This window comes from Streptomyces sp. NPDC043878 (assembly GCF_056435735.1).
Map to the genome: position 1 here is coordinate 182299 of NZ_JBWKDW010000006.1, position 17599 is coordinate 199897.

General features: G+C 72.4%; 9 protein-coding genes, 1 tRNA gene and 1 pseudogene. 9 read left to right on the top strand and 2 right to left on the bottom strand.

Annotated elements, in window-relative coordinates:
* Positions 1 to 237 precede the first annotated feature (237 nt).
* From AC07AZ_RS11275 to AC07AZ_RS11310, 8 genes are all read left to right on the top strand, one after another.
* Complete coding sequence (locus tag AC07AZ_RS11275; RefSeq protein WP_478846200.1) at positions 238 to 831, top strand: small secreted protein; 594 nt, start codon at positions 238 to 240, stop codon at positions 829 to 831.
* 138 nt (positions 832 to 969) lie between these two features.
* Entirely contained in the window at positions 970 to 2496 is a 1527-nt protein-coding gene (locus AC07AZ_RS11280; protein WP_478846202.1) for a DUF7059 domain-containing protein, read from the top strand.
* Positions 2497 to 2910: 414 nt separating this feature from the next.
* Positions 2911 to 3108 carry a hypothetical protein gene (locus AC07AZ_RS11285; RefSeq protein ID WP_478846204.1) on the top strand — a complete coding sequence of 66 codons (198 nt, stop codon included), beginning with the start codon at positions 2911 to 2913 and terminating at the stop codon, positions 3106 to 3108.
* 268 nt (positions 3109 to 3376) lie between these two features.
* Positions 3377 to 6199: a type I DNA topoisomerase gene (gene topA / locus AC07AZ_RS11290; protein WP_478846206.1), complete on the top strand. Its 2823-nt coding sequence runs from the start codon at positions 3377 to 3379 to the stop codon at positions 6197 to 6199.
* Positions 6200 to 6414: 215 nt separating this feature from the next.
* Positions 6415 to 9723, top strand: coding sequence for a dTMP kinase (gene tmk / locus AC07AZ_RS11295; protein ID WP_478846208.1), 3309 nt, complete (start codon positions 6415 to 6417; stop codon positions 9721 to 9723).
* Between the two features lie 201 nt (positions 9724 to 9924).
* Complete coding sequence (locus tag AC07AZ_RS11300; RefSeq protein WP_478846210.1) at positions 9925 to 11130, top strand: DNA polymerase III subunit delta'; 1206 nt, start codon at positions 9925 to 9927, stop codon at positions 11128 to 11130.
* A gap of 118 nt (positions 11131 to 11248) precedes the next feature.
* Positions 11249 to 12874: an alpha/beta hydrolase gene (locus tag AC07AZ_RS11305; protein WP_478846212.1), complete on the top strand. Its 1626-nt coding sequence runs from the start codon at positions 11249 to 11251 to the stop codon at positions 12872 to 12874.
* A gap of 222 nt (positions 12875 to 13096) precedes the next feature.
* A tRNA-Thr gene (locus tag AC07AZ_RS11310) sits at positions 13097 to 13170 on the top strand.
* An 11-nt stretch (positions 13171 to 13181) separates the two neighbouring features.
* Here AC07AZ_RS11310 and AC07AZ_RS11315 read toward each other — a convergent pair.
* Positions 13182 to 13514 (bottom strand): annotated as a pseudogene (locus tag AC07AZ_RS11315) (hypothetical protein); the annotation flags it as partial.
* A gap of 322 nt (positions 13515 to 13836) precedes the next feature.
* Here AC07AZ_RS11315 and AC07AZ_RS11320 point away from each other — a divergent pair.
* Positions 13837 to 16155 (top strand): XRE family transcriptional regulator, encoded by a 2319-nt coding sequence (locus AC07AZ_RS11320; protein WP_478846214.1) that lies wholly within the window; start codon positions 13837 to 13839, stop codon positions 16153 to 16155.
* On the opposite strand, the gene AC07AZ_RS11325 is transcribed toward AC07AZ_RS11320, so the two are convergent.
* Positions 16086 to 17495 carry a hypothetical protein gene (locus tag AC07AZ_RS11325; protein ID WP_478846216.1) on the bottom strand — a complete coding sequence of 470 codons (1410 nt, stop codon included), beginning with the start codon at positions 17493 to 17495 and terminating at the stop codon, positions 16086 to 16088. The two genes, AC07AZ_RS11320 and AC07AZ_RS11325, sit on opposite strands and share 70 nt — an antisense overlap.
* Positions 17496 to 17599 lie beyond the last annotated feature (104 nt).

Here is a 17599-nt window from a genome sequence, read left to right on the forward strand (position 1 = left end):
TAGGTGTTTCTTTCTCTTGCTCTCTGCCTTTCCCGCCCCCCCACACCCCACCCCCCCCCCCCCCCCCCCCCCCCCCCCCCCCCCCCCCCCCCCCCCCCCCCCCCCCGCTTCGTGCGGGCGTACGCCCTCGCCGTGAGCCTTCTCTCGCCCGGCGCAAATAGTCCCAATAGTGGTCTTAACGGATGTTCGATTCGTGGGCACGGCCCACCTGGCGTGTATGTTCCGGGGCCGAGAGCCATGGAAGGGACCAATCCGGTGAACAAGAAGCTCGCGGCCGCACTGTCCGGCGGTGCGGTACTGGTACTGGCGCTGTCGGGATGCGGTGGCGGCGACGACGGCAACGCCAAGCTCGACGCCTGGGCCAAGCAGGTGTGCGACGCCGTGCAGCCGCAGGCCAAGAAGATCGAGGCGGCCAACGCCGCGATCCAGAAGGAGACCTCCGACAACAGCACGCCGGAAGCGGTGCGGAAGACCGACGCCGAGGCGTTTCAGGCCATGTCGGACGCCTACAAGGCGATCGGCGCCGCCGTGAACTCGGCCGGCGCGCCGAACGTCGACGACGGCGCCAAGAAGCAGCAGGACGCCGTCAAGGAGCTGAACGGCATCTCCACGTCGTACGGCGACCTCAGGAAGCAGGTCGACGAGCTCAACACGAAGGACCAGGCCAAGTTCGCGGACGGCCTCAAGGACATCGCCACCGAGCTGGACAAGCTGAGCCAGAGCGGCAACGACGCGCTGAAGACCCTCGAAGAGGGCGATGTCGGCAAGGCGATGGCCCAGCAGGACACCTGCAAGGCGGCCGCCGCCTCGGCACCCGCGACGGCGAGCTGAGGGCCTGCCGGGAGCGGGCCGAGACTCCGCCGGGAGCGTGCCGAGACCCTGCCGGAGACGTGCCGAGGGCCCGCCGGGCGCGGGCCGAAGTCCGGCGCGGGGCAGCGGTGTCCGCGTCCCGCGGGTCACAATGGGGGCGTGAGTAACTCCGGCCTGCCCGCGCTCCCCGCCCCTGACCGCGCCGACGTCACCGTCCGCCTGCGGGACGCCCTGATCGGGGCCTCCTTCACCGCCGACGGTCTGCTCGAACTGCTCGGCGCCGCCGCGTACGCGGCCCTCGCCCGCAGCGAGACCGTGCCCGCCCTCCGGGCCACCCGGGGCGACACGCCGCTGGAGACGCTCGTACGGCTGTTCCTGCTGCAGCAGCCCGTGCCTCACGCGCGCGTGGAGGGCGTCCTGTCCGTCGCCGAGTGCGTCGAGGCCGGCTGGCTGACCCGTGTCGGCACGGGCGCCGGAGCGGCCGTCGCGGCGACGGTGGACGTACGGCCCTTCGGCGGTCCCGACGGCGAGGACTGGTTCATCGTCTCCGACCTCGGCTGCGCGGTCGGCGGCGCGAGCGGCATCGGCAGCCGCGAGGAAGGCATCGTCCTCGGCGTCGGCGGCGCCTCCACGACGCTGGCCGGCATCACGGTCCGTACGCCCGTCTCCGCCGCCCTCGACCTAGGCACCGGGTCCGGCATCCAGGCGCTGCACGCGGCCCGGCACGCCACACGCGTGACGGCGACCGACCTCAACCCGCGCGCGCTGCACATCACCGCGCTGACCCTGGCCCTGTCCGGCGCGCCGGCCGCCGATCTGCGCGAGGGCTCGCTGTTCGAACCGGTCCGGGACGACGAGACGTACGACCTGATCGTGTCGAACCCGCCGTTCGTCATCTCGCCGGGTGCGCGGCTCACCTACCGCGACGGCGGGATGGGCGGGGACGATCTGTGCCGCACGCTCGTTCAGCAGGCGGGGGACCGGCTGCGCGAGGGCGGGTTCGCGCAGTTCCTCGCCAACTGGCAGCACGTGGAGGGGGAGGACTGGCAGGACCGGCTGCGGTCCTGGGTGCCGCGCGGGTGCGACGCGTGGATCGTGCAGCGTGAGGTGCAGGACGTCACGCAGTACGCCGAGCTGTGGCTCCGGGACGCCGGCGACCACCGGGCAGACCCGGTCGAGTACCAGACACGCTACGACGCGTGGCTGGACGAGTTCGAGGCACGCAAGGTGCGGGCCGTCGGCTTCGGCTGGATCACGCTGCGCAGGACGGACGCGGCCGTGCCCTCGGTCACCGTGGAGGAGTGGCCGCACCCGGTCGAACAGCCGCTCGGCGACACCGTCCGGGCGCACTTCGAGCGCCTCGACCACCTGCGTGAGCACGACGACGCCGCCCTGCTCGCGGGACACTTCAGGCTCGCGGCGGAGATCGTCCAGGAGCAGGTCGGGCTGCCCGGCGCCGAGGACCCCGAGCACGTGGTGCTGCGCCAGAACCGCGGCATGCGGCGCGCCACCAAGGTGGACACGGTCGGGGCGGGCTTCGCCGGGGTCTGCGACGGCAGCCTGAGCGCGGGCCGCATCCTGGACGCCATCGCCCAGCTGGTCGGCGAGGACCCGGTGCTGCTGCGCGACCGCACGCCCGCGCAGATCCGGCTGCTGGTGGAACAGGGGTTCATCGAACCGGTCTGAGTCGAGCCGGTCTGAGTCGAACCGGTCTGAGTCGGAACCGGTCCGAGTCGAACCGGCCCGAGTCGATCTGGTGCGAATCGGAACCGGTCCGAATCGGAACCGGTCTCAGACGGACCGGGCTGAGGCGCGGCGCGCGCCCGCGCTCGCCGCGCACGTCAACAGGGCCGGTGCGCTCCCCGCCGCGCCCCACCCACGTCAAAAAAGACAAAAAGAAGACGACCGGAAAAACACCCGTGCCGGACCCGGTGCGGCGCCGGCCGGACGCCGGGTGACCGGCGAAACCGGGGGCGCCGTGGGCGAGCCCCCGGCCGCGGCTGTTCCGCGTTCACCTCAGGTTCGCCTGTCCGTCGTCCCCGCGTGTCAGCCTCCACGGGCTGGACACACCGGGACGGGAGAGAAGAGGCACGGGGAGCCATGGAGAGCGGACCGGCGATCTTCGCGGGAGTGGTGTTCGCCCTGTTCGGAGGCGGGCTGCTGATGTGGACCGCGGTCCGCGTGCGGCACCGCGAACCCGTCGCCCACGGTGTGAGCCCTGTCGCATCGGCGACGCTCGCGACGATCACCGCGGTGCTCGCGCTGGCCCTCGGCGCGTGGTGCTTCGCGCGGCTCTGAGGACCACGCCAGAGCCGCGCGCGAGGCTGCGACCTGCCCGCGGCCGCGGTGAAGGGGAGGTCGCCCGCCGGACAGCCCCGAACAGAACGGCGGGCACTCCGGGCGGCAGGAATGGCGGTAGTCGGGTTACCGTTCGAGTGGCCGTTGCGAGCTTTTCCCGTTTGACACGGGGGCGGGATGTACCGTCACACTCCGCAGCGTCACCATGACCCGACCCCGGGACGAACGCCTGGGGAGGCCCCAGCGTCGACCGGAGAGAAGAGCGAAGTTGTCCCCGACCAGCGAGACCGCACAGGGCGGCCGCCGACTCGTCATCGTCGAGTCGCCTGCCAAGGCGAAGACGATCAAGGGCTACCTCGGCCCCGGATACGTCGTCGAGGCGAGCGTGGGGCACATCCGCGACCTCCCCAACGGCGCCGCGGAGGTGCCGGAGCAGTACACCGGCGAGGTGCGTCGGCTCGGGGTGGACGTCGAACACGACTTCCAGCCGATCTACGTCATCAACGCGGACAAGAAGGCCCAGGTCAAGAAGCTCAGGGACCTGCTGCGCGACTCCGACGAGCTCTTCCTCGCCACCGATGAGGACCGCGAGGGCGAGGCCATCGCGTGGCACCTCCTGGAGGTGCTGAAGCCCAAGGTCCCGGTCAAGCGCATGGTGTTCCACGAGATCACCAAGGACGCCATCCGCGCCGCCGTCGCCAACCCGCGCGACCTCAACCAGCGCATGGTCGACGCCCAGGAGACCCGCCGCATCCTCGACCGTCTCTACGGCTACGAGGTCTCGCCGGTCCTGTGGAAGAAGGTCATGCCGCGCCTGTCGGCCGGCCGCGTCCAGTCGGTGGCCACCCGTCTCGTCGTGGAGCGGGAACGCGAGCGCATCGCGTTTCGTTCCGCTGAGTACTGGGACCTGACGGGCACCTTCGCGACCGGCCGCGTGGGCGACTCCTCGGACCCGTCGTCGCTGGTCGCCCGCCTCCAGGCCGTCGACGGGAAGCGGGTCGCGCAGGGCCGCGACTTCGACTCCCTGGGACAACTCAAGAGCGCGAACATCCTCCACCTCGACGAGGCGAACGCCCGCGCCCTGGCCGCCGCCCTGGAGGACACGCGGTTCGCCGTCCGCTCCGTCGAGTCGAAGCCGTACCGCCGCTCGCCGTACGCCCCGTTCCGTACGACGACGCTTCAGCAGGAAGCCAGCCGCAAGCTCGGTTTCGGCGCGAAGGCGACCATGCAGGTCGCCCAGAAGCTGTACGAGAACGGCTACATCACCTACATGCGTACGGACTCCACGACGCTGAGCGAGACCGCCGTCAAGGCGGCCCGCGCCCAGGTCACGCAGCTGTACGGCGCCGACTACCTGCCGGCCCAGCCGCGCACGTACGCCGGCAAGGTGAAGAACGCGCAGGAGGCGCACGAGGCGATCCGGCCCTCGGGTGATCGTTTCCGCACCCCGGCCGAGACGGGTCTGACCGGCGACCAGTTCAAGCTGTACGAGCTGATCTGGAAGCGGACCGTCGCCTCCCAGATGAAGGACGCGACCGGCAACTCCGTCACCGTCAAGATCGGTGGCACGGCCGCCGACGGCCGGGACGTGGAGTTCAGCGCCTCCGGCAAGACGATCACCTTCCACGGCTTCCTCAAGGCGTACGTCGAGGGCGCCGACGACCCGAACGCCGAGCTCGACGACCGTGAGCGCCGCCTGCCGCAGGTCACCGAGGGCGACGCGCTGACGGCCGAGGAGCTCACGGTCGACGGCCACGCCACCAAGCCCCCGGCCCGCTACACCGAGGCCAGCCTCGTCAAGGAGCTCGAAGAGCGCGAGATCGGCCGCCCGTCGACGTACGCGTCGATCATCGGCACGATCCTGGACCGCGGCTACGTCTTCAAGAAGGGCACGGCACTCGTCCCCTCCTTCCTGTCCTTCGCCGTGGTCAACCTGCTGGAGAAGCACTTCGGCCGGCTCGTCGACTACGACTTCACCGCCAGGATGGAGGACGACCTCGACCGCATCGCCCGCGGTGAGGCGCAAGCCGTGCCGTGGCTGAGGCGGTTCTACTTCGGCGAGGGCGCCGGCACGGGCGGCGCCGCGGACGCCGGCAACGGCGACGGGGACCACCTCGGCGGCCTCAAGGAGCTCGTCACCGATCTGGGCGCGATCGACGCGCGCGAGGTGTCGTCGTTCCCCGTGGGCAACGACATCGTGCTGCGGGTCGGGCGCTACGGGCCGTACATCGAGCGCGGCGAGAAGGACTCCGAGAACCACCAGCGCGCCGACGTCCCCGAGGACCTGCCCCCGGACGAGCTGAGCATCGAGCTCTCGGAGGAGCTGCTCGCCAAGCCGAGCGGTGACTTCGAACTCGGAGCCGACCCGTCGACGGGCCACCAGATCATCGCCCGCGACGGCCGCTACGGGCCCTACGTCACCGAGGTGCTGCCCGAAGGCACCCCGAAGACCGGCAAGAACGCCGTCAAGCCGCGCACCGCCTCGCTGTTCAAGTCGATGTCCCTGGACACGGTGACGCTCGAGGACGCGCTCCGGCTGATGTCGCTGCCGCGTGTCGTCGGCAAGGACGCCGAGGGCGTGGAGATCACCGCGCAGAACGGGCGCTACGGGCCGTACCTGAAGAAGGGCACGGACTCGCGCTCGCTGCAGACCGAGGACCAGCTCTTCACGATCACCCTCGAAGAGTCGCTGGAGATCTACTCCCAGCCCAAGCAGCGTGGCCGCGCAGCCGCCAAGCCGCCGCTGAAGGAGCTGGGCGAGGACCCGGTCAGCGCGAAGCCGGTCGTCGTCAAGGACGGCCGCTTCGGGCCGTACGTCACCGACGGGGAGACCAACGCGACCCTGCGCTCCGGCGACAGCGTCGAGGACATCACCCCCGAGCGCGGCTTCGAACTGCTCGCCGAGAAGCGTGCGAAGGCGCCCGCGAAGAAGACGGCCAAGAAGGCGCCCGCGAAGAAGGCCCCGGCCAAGAAGGCGACGGCCGCCAAGAAGACCGCGGCCAAGACGACGACCGCGAAGAAGACGACGGCGAAGAAGACGACGGCCACGGCGAAGAAGGCGGCTGCCGCCAAGTCGGCGTCCGAGGACTGAGTCTTTCGGGCCGTCTTCGCAGGCCCGGCCTTCCGACTCGCCCGGTTTCGGGCCGCGTTCGGAAGCCGGGCCTCCGCGTTGCGGCGTGAAGGCCGGTCGCGGATTCTTCACGCCGGCTTCGCGAAAGGAACGCCCCGGCATCACTTTGGTGTCGGGGCGTGCGCACGTGCGGACGCGCGCCCCAGGCTGTCAGTTGCTCCCGATAGGCTGAAAGCATGACGCGAGGCGAGCAGCCAACGGCCCACCACCCGGCCCCCGACGACGCCCTTGTCGCGGACTCCCGCGAGCGCGCCGTCCGCGCCCTGCTGCGCCGGCCGCAGCTGAAACGGCTGTGGAGCGCACAGCTCGTGGGCGGTGTCGGCGACACCCTCGCCCTGCTTGTGCTGGTCGTACTCGCGCTCCAGGCGGCGATCGCCGAGGGCTCGTTCGGCGGCGGCTACCGGGGCGTGGCGTTCGCGGTGGCGACCGTGTTCGGGGTGCGCGTCCTGGCGACGCTGCTCTTCGGAGCCGTCCTCCTCGGCCCGCTCACCTCGCTCACCGCCCACGAGGGCCCGCTCGACCGCCGCTGGACGATGGTCGGCGCCGACGGTCTGCGGGCCGCGGTGCTCATCGTGGCGCCGCTGTGGATCGACTGGATGCCGGACGACGCGCTGGCCATGATCCTGGTCACCGCGTTCGTGGCCGGCGTCGCCGAGCGCTTCTGGACGGTGTGCCGCGAGAGTGCGGCGCCCGCGCTGCTGCCCGCCCCGCCCCCGGAGGGCGCGACGGTACGACCGCTGCCGGACCACCTGGACGCCCTGCGCCGCCTGTCGCTGCGTACGAGCTTCGTCGCCATCCCGCTCGCGGCCGCCGCGCTCGTCGTCGCGTCGCTGGTCAACAACCTGCTGGGCGCCGGCATCGACTGGTTCGCGCAGCACCAGGCGGCCCTCGCCTCCTACGTGGCCGCCGGACTGTTCGCCGCCTCGCTGTCGGTGCTGACCTACCTGGAACTCCCCGGCACCCGTACCCCGCGCGCGCGTTCACCGCTGGAGGGGCTGCGGCGCCCCCGGGCGGGCGCGGGCGTCGACAACGGCCGCACCGGCGCGATCCCGCTGCTGGTGCTCGCCTGCGCCGCGGTCGCCGGATCGGTGGCGGCCGCGGTCGCCGTGTCCGTGCTGCACGCCAAGGACCTGGGCGGCGGCCCGGTGCTGTACGGCCTGCTGGTCCTCGCGCTGACCGGGGGAGTCGTCCTCGGCATCCGTACGGCGCCCGCTGTGCTGCCCACCCTGTCGCGGCGGCGCCTGCTGTCCCTGGCCATCGCCTTCACCGGTGTCGCGCTGCTGGCCGCCGGCCTCGTCCCGGACGTCACCAGCGTGCTGTTGATCGTCGCGCTGGCCGGTGCCGGCGCGGGCGTCGCCGCCAACACCGGGCACACCCTGCTCGACCAGGAGGCCGAGGAGTACCGCCGGGCCCGCACCACGGAGCACCTGCACGCGGTCGTACGGGTCTCGGTGGCCCTGGGCGCGCTGGTGGCGCCGGTGGTCGCCGCGGCCGTCGGACCGCACCGCCTGGAGAACGGCAGGTTCGTCTTCGCGCACGGCGGCGCCGCGTTCACCCTCATGCTGATCGGCGCGTTGCTGCTGCCGGTGGCCGCGCTGGTGCTCGCCAAGATCGACGACCGGTCCGGTGTGCCGCTGCGGCACGACCTGCGCGACGCGCTGCTCGGCGGCGACGACCCGGTGCCGGCGATCACGACGAACGGTTTCTTCATCGCCCTGGAGGGCGGCGACGGCGCCGGGAAGTCCACCCAGGCCGAGGCGCTCGCCGAGTGGATCAGGGCCAAGGGCCACGAGGTCGTGGTGACGCGCGAGCCGGGGGCGACGCCCGTCGGCAAGCGACTGCGGTCCATCCTGCTGGACGTGTCGAGTGCGGGCCTCTCGCACCGCGCGGAGGCACTGCTGTACGCGGCCGACCGCGCGGAGCACGTCGACACGGTCGTGCGGCCGGCCCTGGAGCGCGGCGCGGTGGTCGTCTCCGACCGCTACATCGATTCTTCCGTCGCCTATCAGGGCGCGGGCCGTGACCTGTCCCCGACCGAGATCGCGCGCATCAACCGGTGGGCGACCGACGGACTCGTACCGCACCTGACCGTCCTGCTCGACGTGTCGCCGGAGATCGCCCGCGAACGCTTCACCGAGGCCCCTGACCGGCTGGAGTCCGAGCCGGCCGAGTTCCACGCGCGCGTGCGGTCCGGCTTCCTCACGCTGGCCGCCTCCGACCCGGGCCGTTACCTGGTGGTCGACGCGGGCCAGGAGCCCGAGGCGGTCACCACGGTCGTGCGGCACCGGCTCGACCAGATGCTGCCGCTGTCCGAGGCCGAGGTGAAGGCGCTGGAGGAGGCGCGCAAGGCCGCCGAGGAGGAGGCCCGGCGCAAGGCCGAGGAAGAGGCCGCCCGCAAGGCCGAGGAGGAGCGCCTGGAGCGCGAGCGCCAGGAGCTCCTCGCGCGGCTGCGGGCCGAGGAGGAGGAGCGCAAGCGCCGCGAGCTGGAGGAGGCGCAGCGCCGCGAGGCCGAACGGCAGGCGGAGGAGGCCCGGGTGCGGGCCGAGGAAGCGCGCCGCCGGGCCGAGGAGGAGCGCGCGCGGCTCCTGGCCGAGGAGAAGGCGCGGGCCGAGGAAGAGGCCCGTCGCAAGGCCGAGGAGGAGCGCCGGCGCAGGCAGGCCGAGGAGGAGGCGCGGCTGCGCGCGGAGGCCGAGGAACTGCGTCTGGAGACGCAGCGCAAGGCGGAGGAGGCCCTGCTGCGCGCCGAGGAGGCGCGCCGGCTGGCCGAACAGGCCACGGCCGCGGCCAAGGCCGGTCCGCAGCAGCCCCCGGCCGTTCCGCGGGACGCGGCGACCGTGCCGACTCCGGTGGTGACGCCGACGAACGCGTCGGGCGGACCGGTGGACGAGACGGCCGTACTGCCGCCCGTGCGTGACGAGCGGCCCGACGGCCGGTCCTCCACGACCGCCTCGGCTTCCGCCCGGGCGTCCCGGGTGCCGGACTCGGAGGTGACGGCCGAACTGCCGCAGCCGCCGGTGGCGCCGGGCGCGTCGGACGAGACGGCGGTCCTGCCGCCGGTGCCGGCCCGCGCGGCGGACGACGAGACGGCCGTGCTGCGTCCCGTGCCCCGCGGCGACGCGGAGGAGACCGCGGTGCTGCCGCCGGTCCGGTCCGGTGCGGCCGACGAGACGGCGGTCCTGCCGCCGGTCCGCGGGAACACCGCCGCCGACCGCGTTCCGCACGGGTTCTTCCGGGACGAGCAGGCGGACGGGACCCCGGCGGTACGACCCGACGGGACCGAGGACCGCACGCGCGAGCTGCCTCAGGTCGACGCGGACGGGACACCGCAGCGGCGGGCCCGGTCCGACTGGGCCGAGGAGACACCGCTGGACGACCTCCCCACCCTGGCGGACGAACTGCTCGGACCGCGCGAGGACGACGAGGACCAGGGCGGCGAAGAGGGCCGGGGCCGCGGCCGCGGGCGGGGAAGAGGACGCCGGGACTGAGCGGCGCGGCTGTGCGCCGTGCGCGGGGTGCGCCTTTGAGACGGGTCCCCTTGCTGCGGTGCTGCGGTGCTGCGGTGCTGCCGGGTCGTGGGGCACGGGGCGTGGGGCGGGGGTCGGGGCAGTCCGGTGGCGGCCGTTGTCAGTGGCGCCGCGCACAATGGAGTCCGCACCGCGAAACGTGACGAAAGGGCGGGGTGAGGCGTGACCGTCTGGGACGACCTGGTAGGCCAGGAGAGGGTGAGCGAGCAGCTCGGCGCCGCCGCACGGGATGCCGACGCCCTGGTCACCGCGATCGCCGCCGCCGCGCCGCCGCCCGAGGCGTCGAAGATGACGCACGCCTGGCTGTTCACCGGCCCGCCCGGCGCGGGGCGGAACCAGGCGGCGCGGGCCTTCGCCGCCGCCCTGCAGTGCGTCAGTCCCGACCGCGCCCTCGGCGGGATCCCCGGCTGCGGCTTCTGTGACGGCTGTCATACGGCGCTGATCGGTACCCACGCCGACGTCAACACGGTCGCGGCCGTCGGCAGCCAGATCCTCGCCGACGACATGCGCGACACCGTCCGCAAGTCGTTCACCTCGCCGGCGAACGGCCGCTGGCAGATCATCCTCGTCGAGGACGCCGAGCGGCTGAACGAGAAGTCGGCCAACGCGGTCCTCAAGGCGGTCGAGGAACCGGCGCCCCGCACGGTGTGGCTGCTGTGCGCGCCCTCCATCGAGGACGTCCTGCCGACGATCCGCTCCCGCTGCCGTCACCTGAACCTCTCGACGCCCGCGGTGGACGCCGTCGCCGACATGCTCGTACGCCGTGACGGCGTCGAGCCGGCCGCCGCCATGGCCGCCGCCCGGGCCACCCAGGGGCATGTCGACCGGGCCCGCCGCCTGGCCACCGACCCGGCCGCCCGCGCACGCCGGGCCACCGTGCTGAAGCTGCCCCTGCGCGTCGACGACATCGGCGGCTGTCTCAGGGCGGCCCAGGAACTCGTCGACGCGGCCTCGGAGGACGCCCGGCAACTCGCCGAGGAGCGGGACGGCAAGGAGACCGAGGATCTCAAGGCCGCGATGGGCGCGGTCCAGGGCGGCCGGATGCCACGCGGCACGGCGGGCGTCATGAAGGACCTGGAGGACAAGCAGAAGCGGCGCAGAACGCGTACCCAGCGGGACAGTCTCGACGTCGCCCTCACCGACCTCACCGGCTTCTACCGGGACGTCCTCGCCCTCCAGTTCGGCTCCCGCGTGGCGATCGCCAACGTCGACGCCGAGGACGCGCTGGAGCGACTGGCCCGCAGCAGTTCCCCGGAGTCCACCCTCCGCCGTATCGAGGCGATAGCCGCCTGCCGGGACGCCCTCGACCGCAACGTCGCGCCGCTGCTCGCGGTGGAGGCGATGACCATGGCGTTGAGAGCGGGCTGACAGCACCGGTCCGCCGGGGCCTTCGAGGTCGGCGGTCCGCCGGTTGACGAGGTAACTCGTACGAGGCACAGCGGGCACGCACAGCACTCACCTCATTGCACAGCGTTACGCTCGTTGGATGTACATCAGGCGAAAGGCCCGCCCGTCCTCCTCCCGCGAGTCCCGTCCCCGTCAGCGCGTCTCGGCCCGCACGGTCCGTGCCGGTGGTGTCCTGCTCGCCGCCGCCGCGCTGCTCGTCTCGGCCTGCTCGCCCGGCGCCTCGACGAGCTCCGCCAGCTCCGAGGCGGGGGCTGCGCTGGTCGCGCTCCCGCAGGCCACGCCGTCCGCGCTCGCGTCGTACTACGGCCAGAAACCGAGCTGGCGCAGCTGCGGGGTCCCCGGTTTCGAGTGCGCCACGATCAAGGCGCCGCTCGACTACGCCGACCCGTCGGCCGGTGACGTGCGGCTCGCCGTCGCCCGCAAGAAGGCCACGGGTCCGGGCAAGCGGCTCGGCTCGCTGCTGGTGAACCCGGGCGGACCGGGCGGCTCGGCGATCGGCTACCTCCAGGCGTACGCCGGGATCGGCTACCCGGCCGGCGTCCGCGCCCGGTACGACATGGTCGCCGTCGATCCGCGCGGGGTCGCCCGCAGTGAACCCGTCGAGTGCCTGGGCGGGCGGGACATGGACGCGTACACACAGACGGACCCCACGCCCGACGACGCCAAGGAGACCACCCAACTCATTGACGCCTACAAGAAGTTCGCGGAGGGCTGCGGTGCGGACGCGCCGAAACTGCTGCGCCATGTGTCGACCGTGGAGACGGCCCGGGACATGGACATCGTGCGGGCGGCGCTGCGCGACCCGAAGCTGAACTACGTGGGGGCGTCGTACGGGACGCTCCTCGGGGCGACGTACGCGGGCCTCTTCCCCGGCCGCGTCGGGCGGCTGGTCCTGGACGGTGCGATGGACCCGGCGCTTCCCGCCCGGCGGCTGAACCTCGATCAGACGGCGGGCTTCGAGACGGCGTTCCAGTCGTTCGCGAAGGACTGCGTACGGCAGACGGACTGCCCCCTGGGCGCGAGGGGCACCAGCCCCGCCCAGGTCGGCAGGAACCTGAAGGCGTTCTTCCGGAAGCTGGACGCGCACCCGATCCCCACCGGCGACGCCGACGGCCGCAAACTCGGCGAGGCCCTGGCCATCACCGGTGTGATCGCGGCGATGTACGACGAGGGCGCCTGGGCCCAGCTGCGCGAGGCGCTGACCTCGGCCATGAAGCACAACGACGGCGCGGGCCTGCTGGTCCTGTCCGACAGCTACTACGAGCGGGACGCCGAGGGCCGCTACACGAACCTGATGTTCGCCAACGCCGCCGTGAACTGCCTCGACCTCCCGGCCGCCTTCTCCACCCCCGACCAGGTGCGCAGCGCGCTCCCGGCCTTCGAGAAAGCGTCCCCCGTCTTCGGTGAGGGCCTCGCCTGGGCCTCCCTGAACTGCGCCTACTGGCCGGTGCGGGCCACGGGCGAGCCGCACCGCATCGAGGCGAAGGGCGCGGCGCCCATCGTCGTGGTCGGCACCACCCGAGACCCGGCGACCCCCTACCGCTGGGCCCGCTCCCTCGCCCACCAGCTCTCCTCGGCCCGCCTGCTCACCTACAAGGGCGACGGCCACACCGCGTACGGCCGTGGCAGCAGCTGCATCGACTCGGCGATCAACACGTACCTGCTCCACGGCACGCCCCCGGCGCGGGGGAAGCGCTGCTCGTAGCTCCCGCGGGGGAGAGGGCGAAACCGGCGGGTGCGGGGAGGGGCGGAGACGGCGGGTGCCGGAGCCGTCCACGGGAAGAAACCCCAGGTCACCGCCGCCGAGACATCGCCCGGCCACCGCCCCGACCGGCCCCGGAACCCCACCTCCGGGGCCGGTACGGAGCACCCCTGGAAACTGTGTAGACTTACCGACGTTGCTGATCGCACCATGGTGTGGCAGCGCGCCGCCTTAGCTCAGATGGCCAGAGCAACGCACTCGTAATGCGTAGGTCTCGGGTTCGAATCCCGAAGGCGGCTCTGTGGAAGCCTCAGGACTCACTCGCCGTGACCTGGGGCTTTTGCTTTTGCCGGATGCGGCGGCGCTGTGAGCGTGCCGCGCGGTTGTCCCTGGTCTCATTTCTGGTCTCAATGGACGGTTCAGGACGGGGTTCCGGCTGAGGCTCCGGGGTGGGTTCCGGGCGCGGCATGAAGGTGTCGCCCATGCGGCGCATGGCGTCCTTCGAGAGGTGCGAGCGGCCCTTCACGTACTGACGGGTCTGGCTGATCTGGGTGTGCCGGGGGATCTCCATGATCGTGGGCATGTCGACCCCGAGTTCGTTGAGGATCGTGCCGGCGGTGTGGCGGCTTCCGTCGTACGGGCGGGGGTTCCCGTTTCACGGAGGAACGCAAGCGACTCGGCTCCGCACCCCGGGTGAATGCGGTTGGGAGGGAACTCCCATCAGTCTCTGGCCGGGCCCGGCCGCGCGGTTCCCGCAGAACCCTCGCACCGCGCCCTCGCAGCTTCGGCTCATTCCGTCCGTGCTCCGATCTTGTCGATACCATTGCAGGAACGGCGAGTTGGGGGAGTCCTGCGTGGAACCGCTGATGAGTGTGGTGCTCTCGACTGTCGGCACGGTCGCTTCGGGCGCTCTTTCCGGAGCGGGCGGCGAGATGGGCAGGCGGACCTCCGAGAGTCTCTACGGCTTGCTGAGTCGAGCACGCACCGCGGATGACGGAGCGGGCACCGGTTCCGGAGGCGGTGAGGAGCAACCCACCCTGCCCGTCACCGCGCAGGAGCAGACGGCAGCCGCCTTACGGCTGATGGAAGTCGCCCGCAGATCCCCCGAGTTCGCGCGCGAAGTCGCGGAATGGGCCCGTGAGGCCTCCTGGCTGGCGCCGCGTGCCGTGCCCGCCGTGGCCAGTGGTGCCTCCCGTCCGCAGATGCTGCCGCCGGCGACCGCGGTGTTCACGGACCGCGAGGACGTGATCGCGTGGATCACGGCACTGCTGGACGTTGATGACCACGTACAGGGCGCGCCGACGATTGCCGCCCTCACCGGGCCGGGCGGGATCGGTAAGACGGCTGTCGCCGTTCAGTGCGCGTACGCACTACGGGAGCGGTTCCCCGACGGGATCCTGTTCGTGGACCTGGCCGGCGCGTCCTCCGGCACGGCCCTCCCGCCTTCCGACGTGCTTGCGCGGTTCCTGGAGAGGCTCGGGGTTCCGCCCGCCATGGTGCCGGGCGATGAGGCCCGTCAGCGGGATCTGTTCCGCGACTGCACGGCCGACCGACGCATGATGGTCGTACTGGACAACGCCCATGCCGACGCCCAGGTCATCCCGTTGCTCCCGGCTTCGCCCGGGTGCCTCGTCCTGGTGACGAGTCGGCACCGGTTGGGCCGCCTCGTGGCCGAGCACGGGGCTCGTCCGCTCGTCCTCCGGCCGCTGTCGACCGCGGATTCCGTCCTCCTGCTCCGGCGGGTCGCGGGGAGTGAGCGTGCGACGGCTCCGGACGCGGTCGTTCAGGCCGTGGCGGAGGCGGCTGGTGGTGTTCCTCTCGCGTTGTGCACCACGGGTGCCGGTCTCGCAGTCCGGGAGCACTTGGCCTGGGAGCGAGTGGCGCGACAGTTGAACGAGCGGATCCACGGCCAGGGCCAGGGAGGCGACGCCATGCGATCGGGAAGCACCGACGACCCAGGTGGTCCCGCCGATCCTGTTCGCCACGCGCAGGATGCCTCGTACAGCGAGCTGACTCCCGAGTGCGCCGCCTTCTACCGTGCGATCGCGGGGTGGGCATGGCCGACCGTGACCGTCATGTGCGCCGCCCATGCCGCCGGCGTGGAGGAGGGCCAAGCACGGGAACTGCTGGAGCAGTTGGCCAGGGTGCATCTGCTGGAGGAGGTCGGTGAGGAGCGCTACCGCTTCCACGATCTGGCGCGGGCGCACGCACGTGAGCTCGCGGTGGCCGAGGACGGTCATGGCCGTATGTCCGCCGGGGTCCGCCGGGTGGCGGTCGCGTATCTGCGGTGGGCGGCGGAAGCGGACTTCCGGGTCATGCCGTTGCGCTGGCGGCTTGGCCCCGCCTATCGGGCACTCGTTCTGCCGGAGGACCGTGACCCGGCGGACGGCAGACGCGCGCTGGCGGAACTGCGTCGTGAGCGGGAGAACCTCGCGGCCGTCATCCGGGCGGCCGGTCACCACGGCTTCGACGACCTCGTGTGGCAGTTGTGCGAGGCGATGTGGGGTCTGCATCTGCTGCTCGGCTTCCATGCCCAGTGGATCGACACACACCTGCTCGGAGTCGAGGCCGCCCGGCGCTGCGCCGCGGAGTTCGGTGACCGGCGTGCGGTGGGCCGGATGCTGGTGCAACTCGCCTTCGGTTACATGGGAGCCGGGCGGGCGGACGACGCTGAGGAGGCCCTCGCGGAGGCGGTGGGCGCGGACGAGGCGTGCGGCCACCATCGCGGGCAGGCGAGCGCAGTCGAGGCCCTGGGTCTGCTCCGCCTCAAGCGGTGGAGGTATGCGGAGGCCCAGCGGTGCTTCGAGGAGGCGCGGGAGATCCTGGGGCGTATCCGGGAGGGCGACGACGGGTGGGAGGACCTGCCTCGTGCCACGGCCCTGCTGGAGCACCACATCGGCCGTGCCCAGACGAAGCAGCGGCACTTCGCGGAGGCTCTCGCGCGGCTCAACGACGCGCTGGTGCGGTTCCGCCGGCTGCCCGGCGGCGGCGACGCCTACAACGAGGGCCGGGTCTACATGAGCCTGGGCGAGGTGCACCTGGACGCGGGCGACACGGACCTCGCACGGGTGTGCCTGGACAAGGCCGTCAAGGCCATGGAAACGGCAGGCGCGGGGCTGCAGCTCGCCGATGTCTTCGAGTCGAGGGCCCGGTGCCATCGTCTCTCGGACCGTCCGGCTCAGGCGGCGGCGGATCTTCGCACCGCCGCTGTGCACTACGAGGAGAACGGTGACCGGGTGGGTGCCGAGCGGATCCGGACGGTGCTCGCCGAACTGGAGGCGTGAGACCCGGCCGACGGTGGGGACGGCGGGAGCAGTTCGACGGTGACGTGATGGGCCGTGGCGCCGGTGCGTACGGTGATCGCAGGGAGGGCGTTGGCCAGGGGCTGCCCGCTCGCGAGCCACGCGTAGAGCGCGGAGGCGTAGACGGCGGGATCGCACAGGTCGGGCCGCCCGTCGCGTTCCGTGGCGGCGGACAGTCGCACGAGATCTCCCTCGCGGGTGCGTACGACACAACGGTCCGGGCCGTCGACATAGGCGACCAGTCCGCAGTCCGGATAGCGGTCGAGCGCCTCCGAGGTCCAGGCGGCCGGCGGCCCGAGCCGTGGGTCGTCCCCGGCCGCATGCCGTACGACGACGTCGGCGACGCGCAGCCGGCCGGTCTCCCGTGTCTCCTCGTCGGCCACCGTGTGCGCGGTGTCGGCCGGCGCCGCCGGGTCTTGCGACGGGTCGGGCTCGTCGCCGACGACGGCGTACCGGACGAGGGCGAGTTCCGGAGGATCTGTACTGATCCGCTGGGCGAGGACGCGGATCGGCGCGGTGACGCGGGCGGGGATGTACGGCGGCAGCGGCAGCGGGTCGAGCAGCGCCGGGTGCCCTGCGGGCTCGGGTATGTCCATGAGGCCGTAGAACAGGCGGCGCAGCAGGGCGGCCGACTCTCCTGGTGACGAACTGGTCTGCTGCGCCAGTTCCTTGTAGCGGCCGGGGTTGTGCGAGGTGATCGCCCGGTCGATCTGGGCGCGGAGGCTGCCGCGGCGGAGGAGGCGGGGAGCCGTACGGCCGAGGGCGGCCACCGGGGAGAGCGGGTCGAGGTCTTCCTGGGGGAACGCTCCGAGGAGGACGGGGATGCCAATGGACGCCGCGTAGTAGGTGACGCTGGAGTGGTCCCCGAGGACACAGTCGGCGGCGATCAGGGCCTGTCTCCACCCGTCGAGCGGCGGGATCGCCTCGAGGCCGGCTCGCCGCGCGTTGTCCAGCCACGCACGGACCTGGCCAGGACCGTGGCCGTACCAGATGTTCGGATGCAGAACAGCAGTCGTCCGGTACTCGTCGGCCGGCAGCTCCGCCGCCAGACGTGACAGCAGCCAGGGCAGGAGATCATCCGCACCCGGTTCGCCCGCTCCTCCTGCCCCGGCACCGCCGAAGAGGGAACGCGGTGCCCAGGTCGAGCTGACGACGATCAACCGCCGGCCGGGCCCCACACCCAGTGCACGGCGGAAGCGGTCGCGCTGGGGGAGAGCGCCGAGGATACGGTCGTAGCAAGGATCCCCGGCGAGTATCGCGGTGGGGACCGCCTCGGGGCAGGTCGAGCGGAGCCTCTCCAGCTGTTCGGGGTGGGACAGCACCGTGGCGGTGGCGAGCGGACGCCCGTCCTCCAGGAGCCAGTCCGGCGCCAGGCCGAAGACCGGTGGCCCCGCGTCCGGTGTCCGGTGTCCGGTGTCCGGTGTCC

Bases quoted from the DNA above. Each gene is read 5' to 3' on its own strand.
- AC07AZ_RS11305 (WP_478846212.1), top strand. From the start codon at position 11,249: ATGTACATCAGGCGAAAGGCCCGCCCGTCCTCCTCCCGCGAGTCCCGT.
- tmk (WP_478846208.1), top strand. From the start codon at position 6,415: ATGACGCGAGGCGAGCAGCCAACGGCCCACCACCCGGCCCCCGACGAC.
- AC07AZ_RS11285 (WP_478846204.1), top strand. From the start codon at position 2,911: ATGGAGAGCGGACCGGCGATCTTCGCGGGAGTGGTGTTCGCCCTGTTC.
- AC07AZ_RS11275 (WP_478846200.1), top strand. From the start codon at position 238: ATGGAAGGGACCAATCCGGTGAACAAGAAGCTCGCGGCCGCACTGTCC.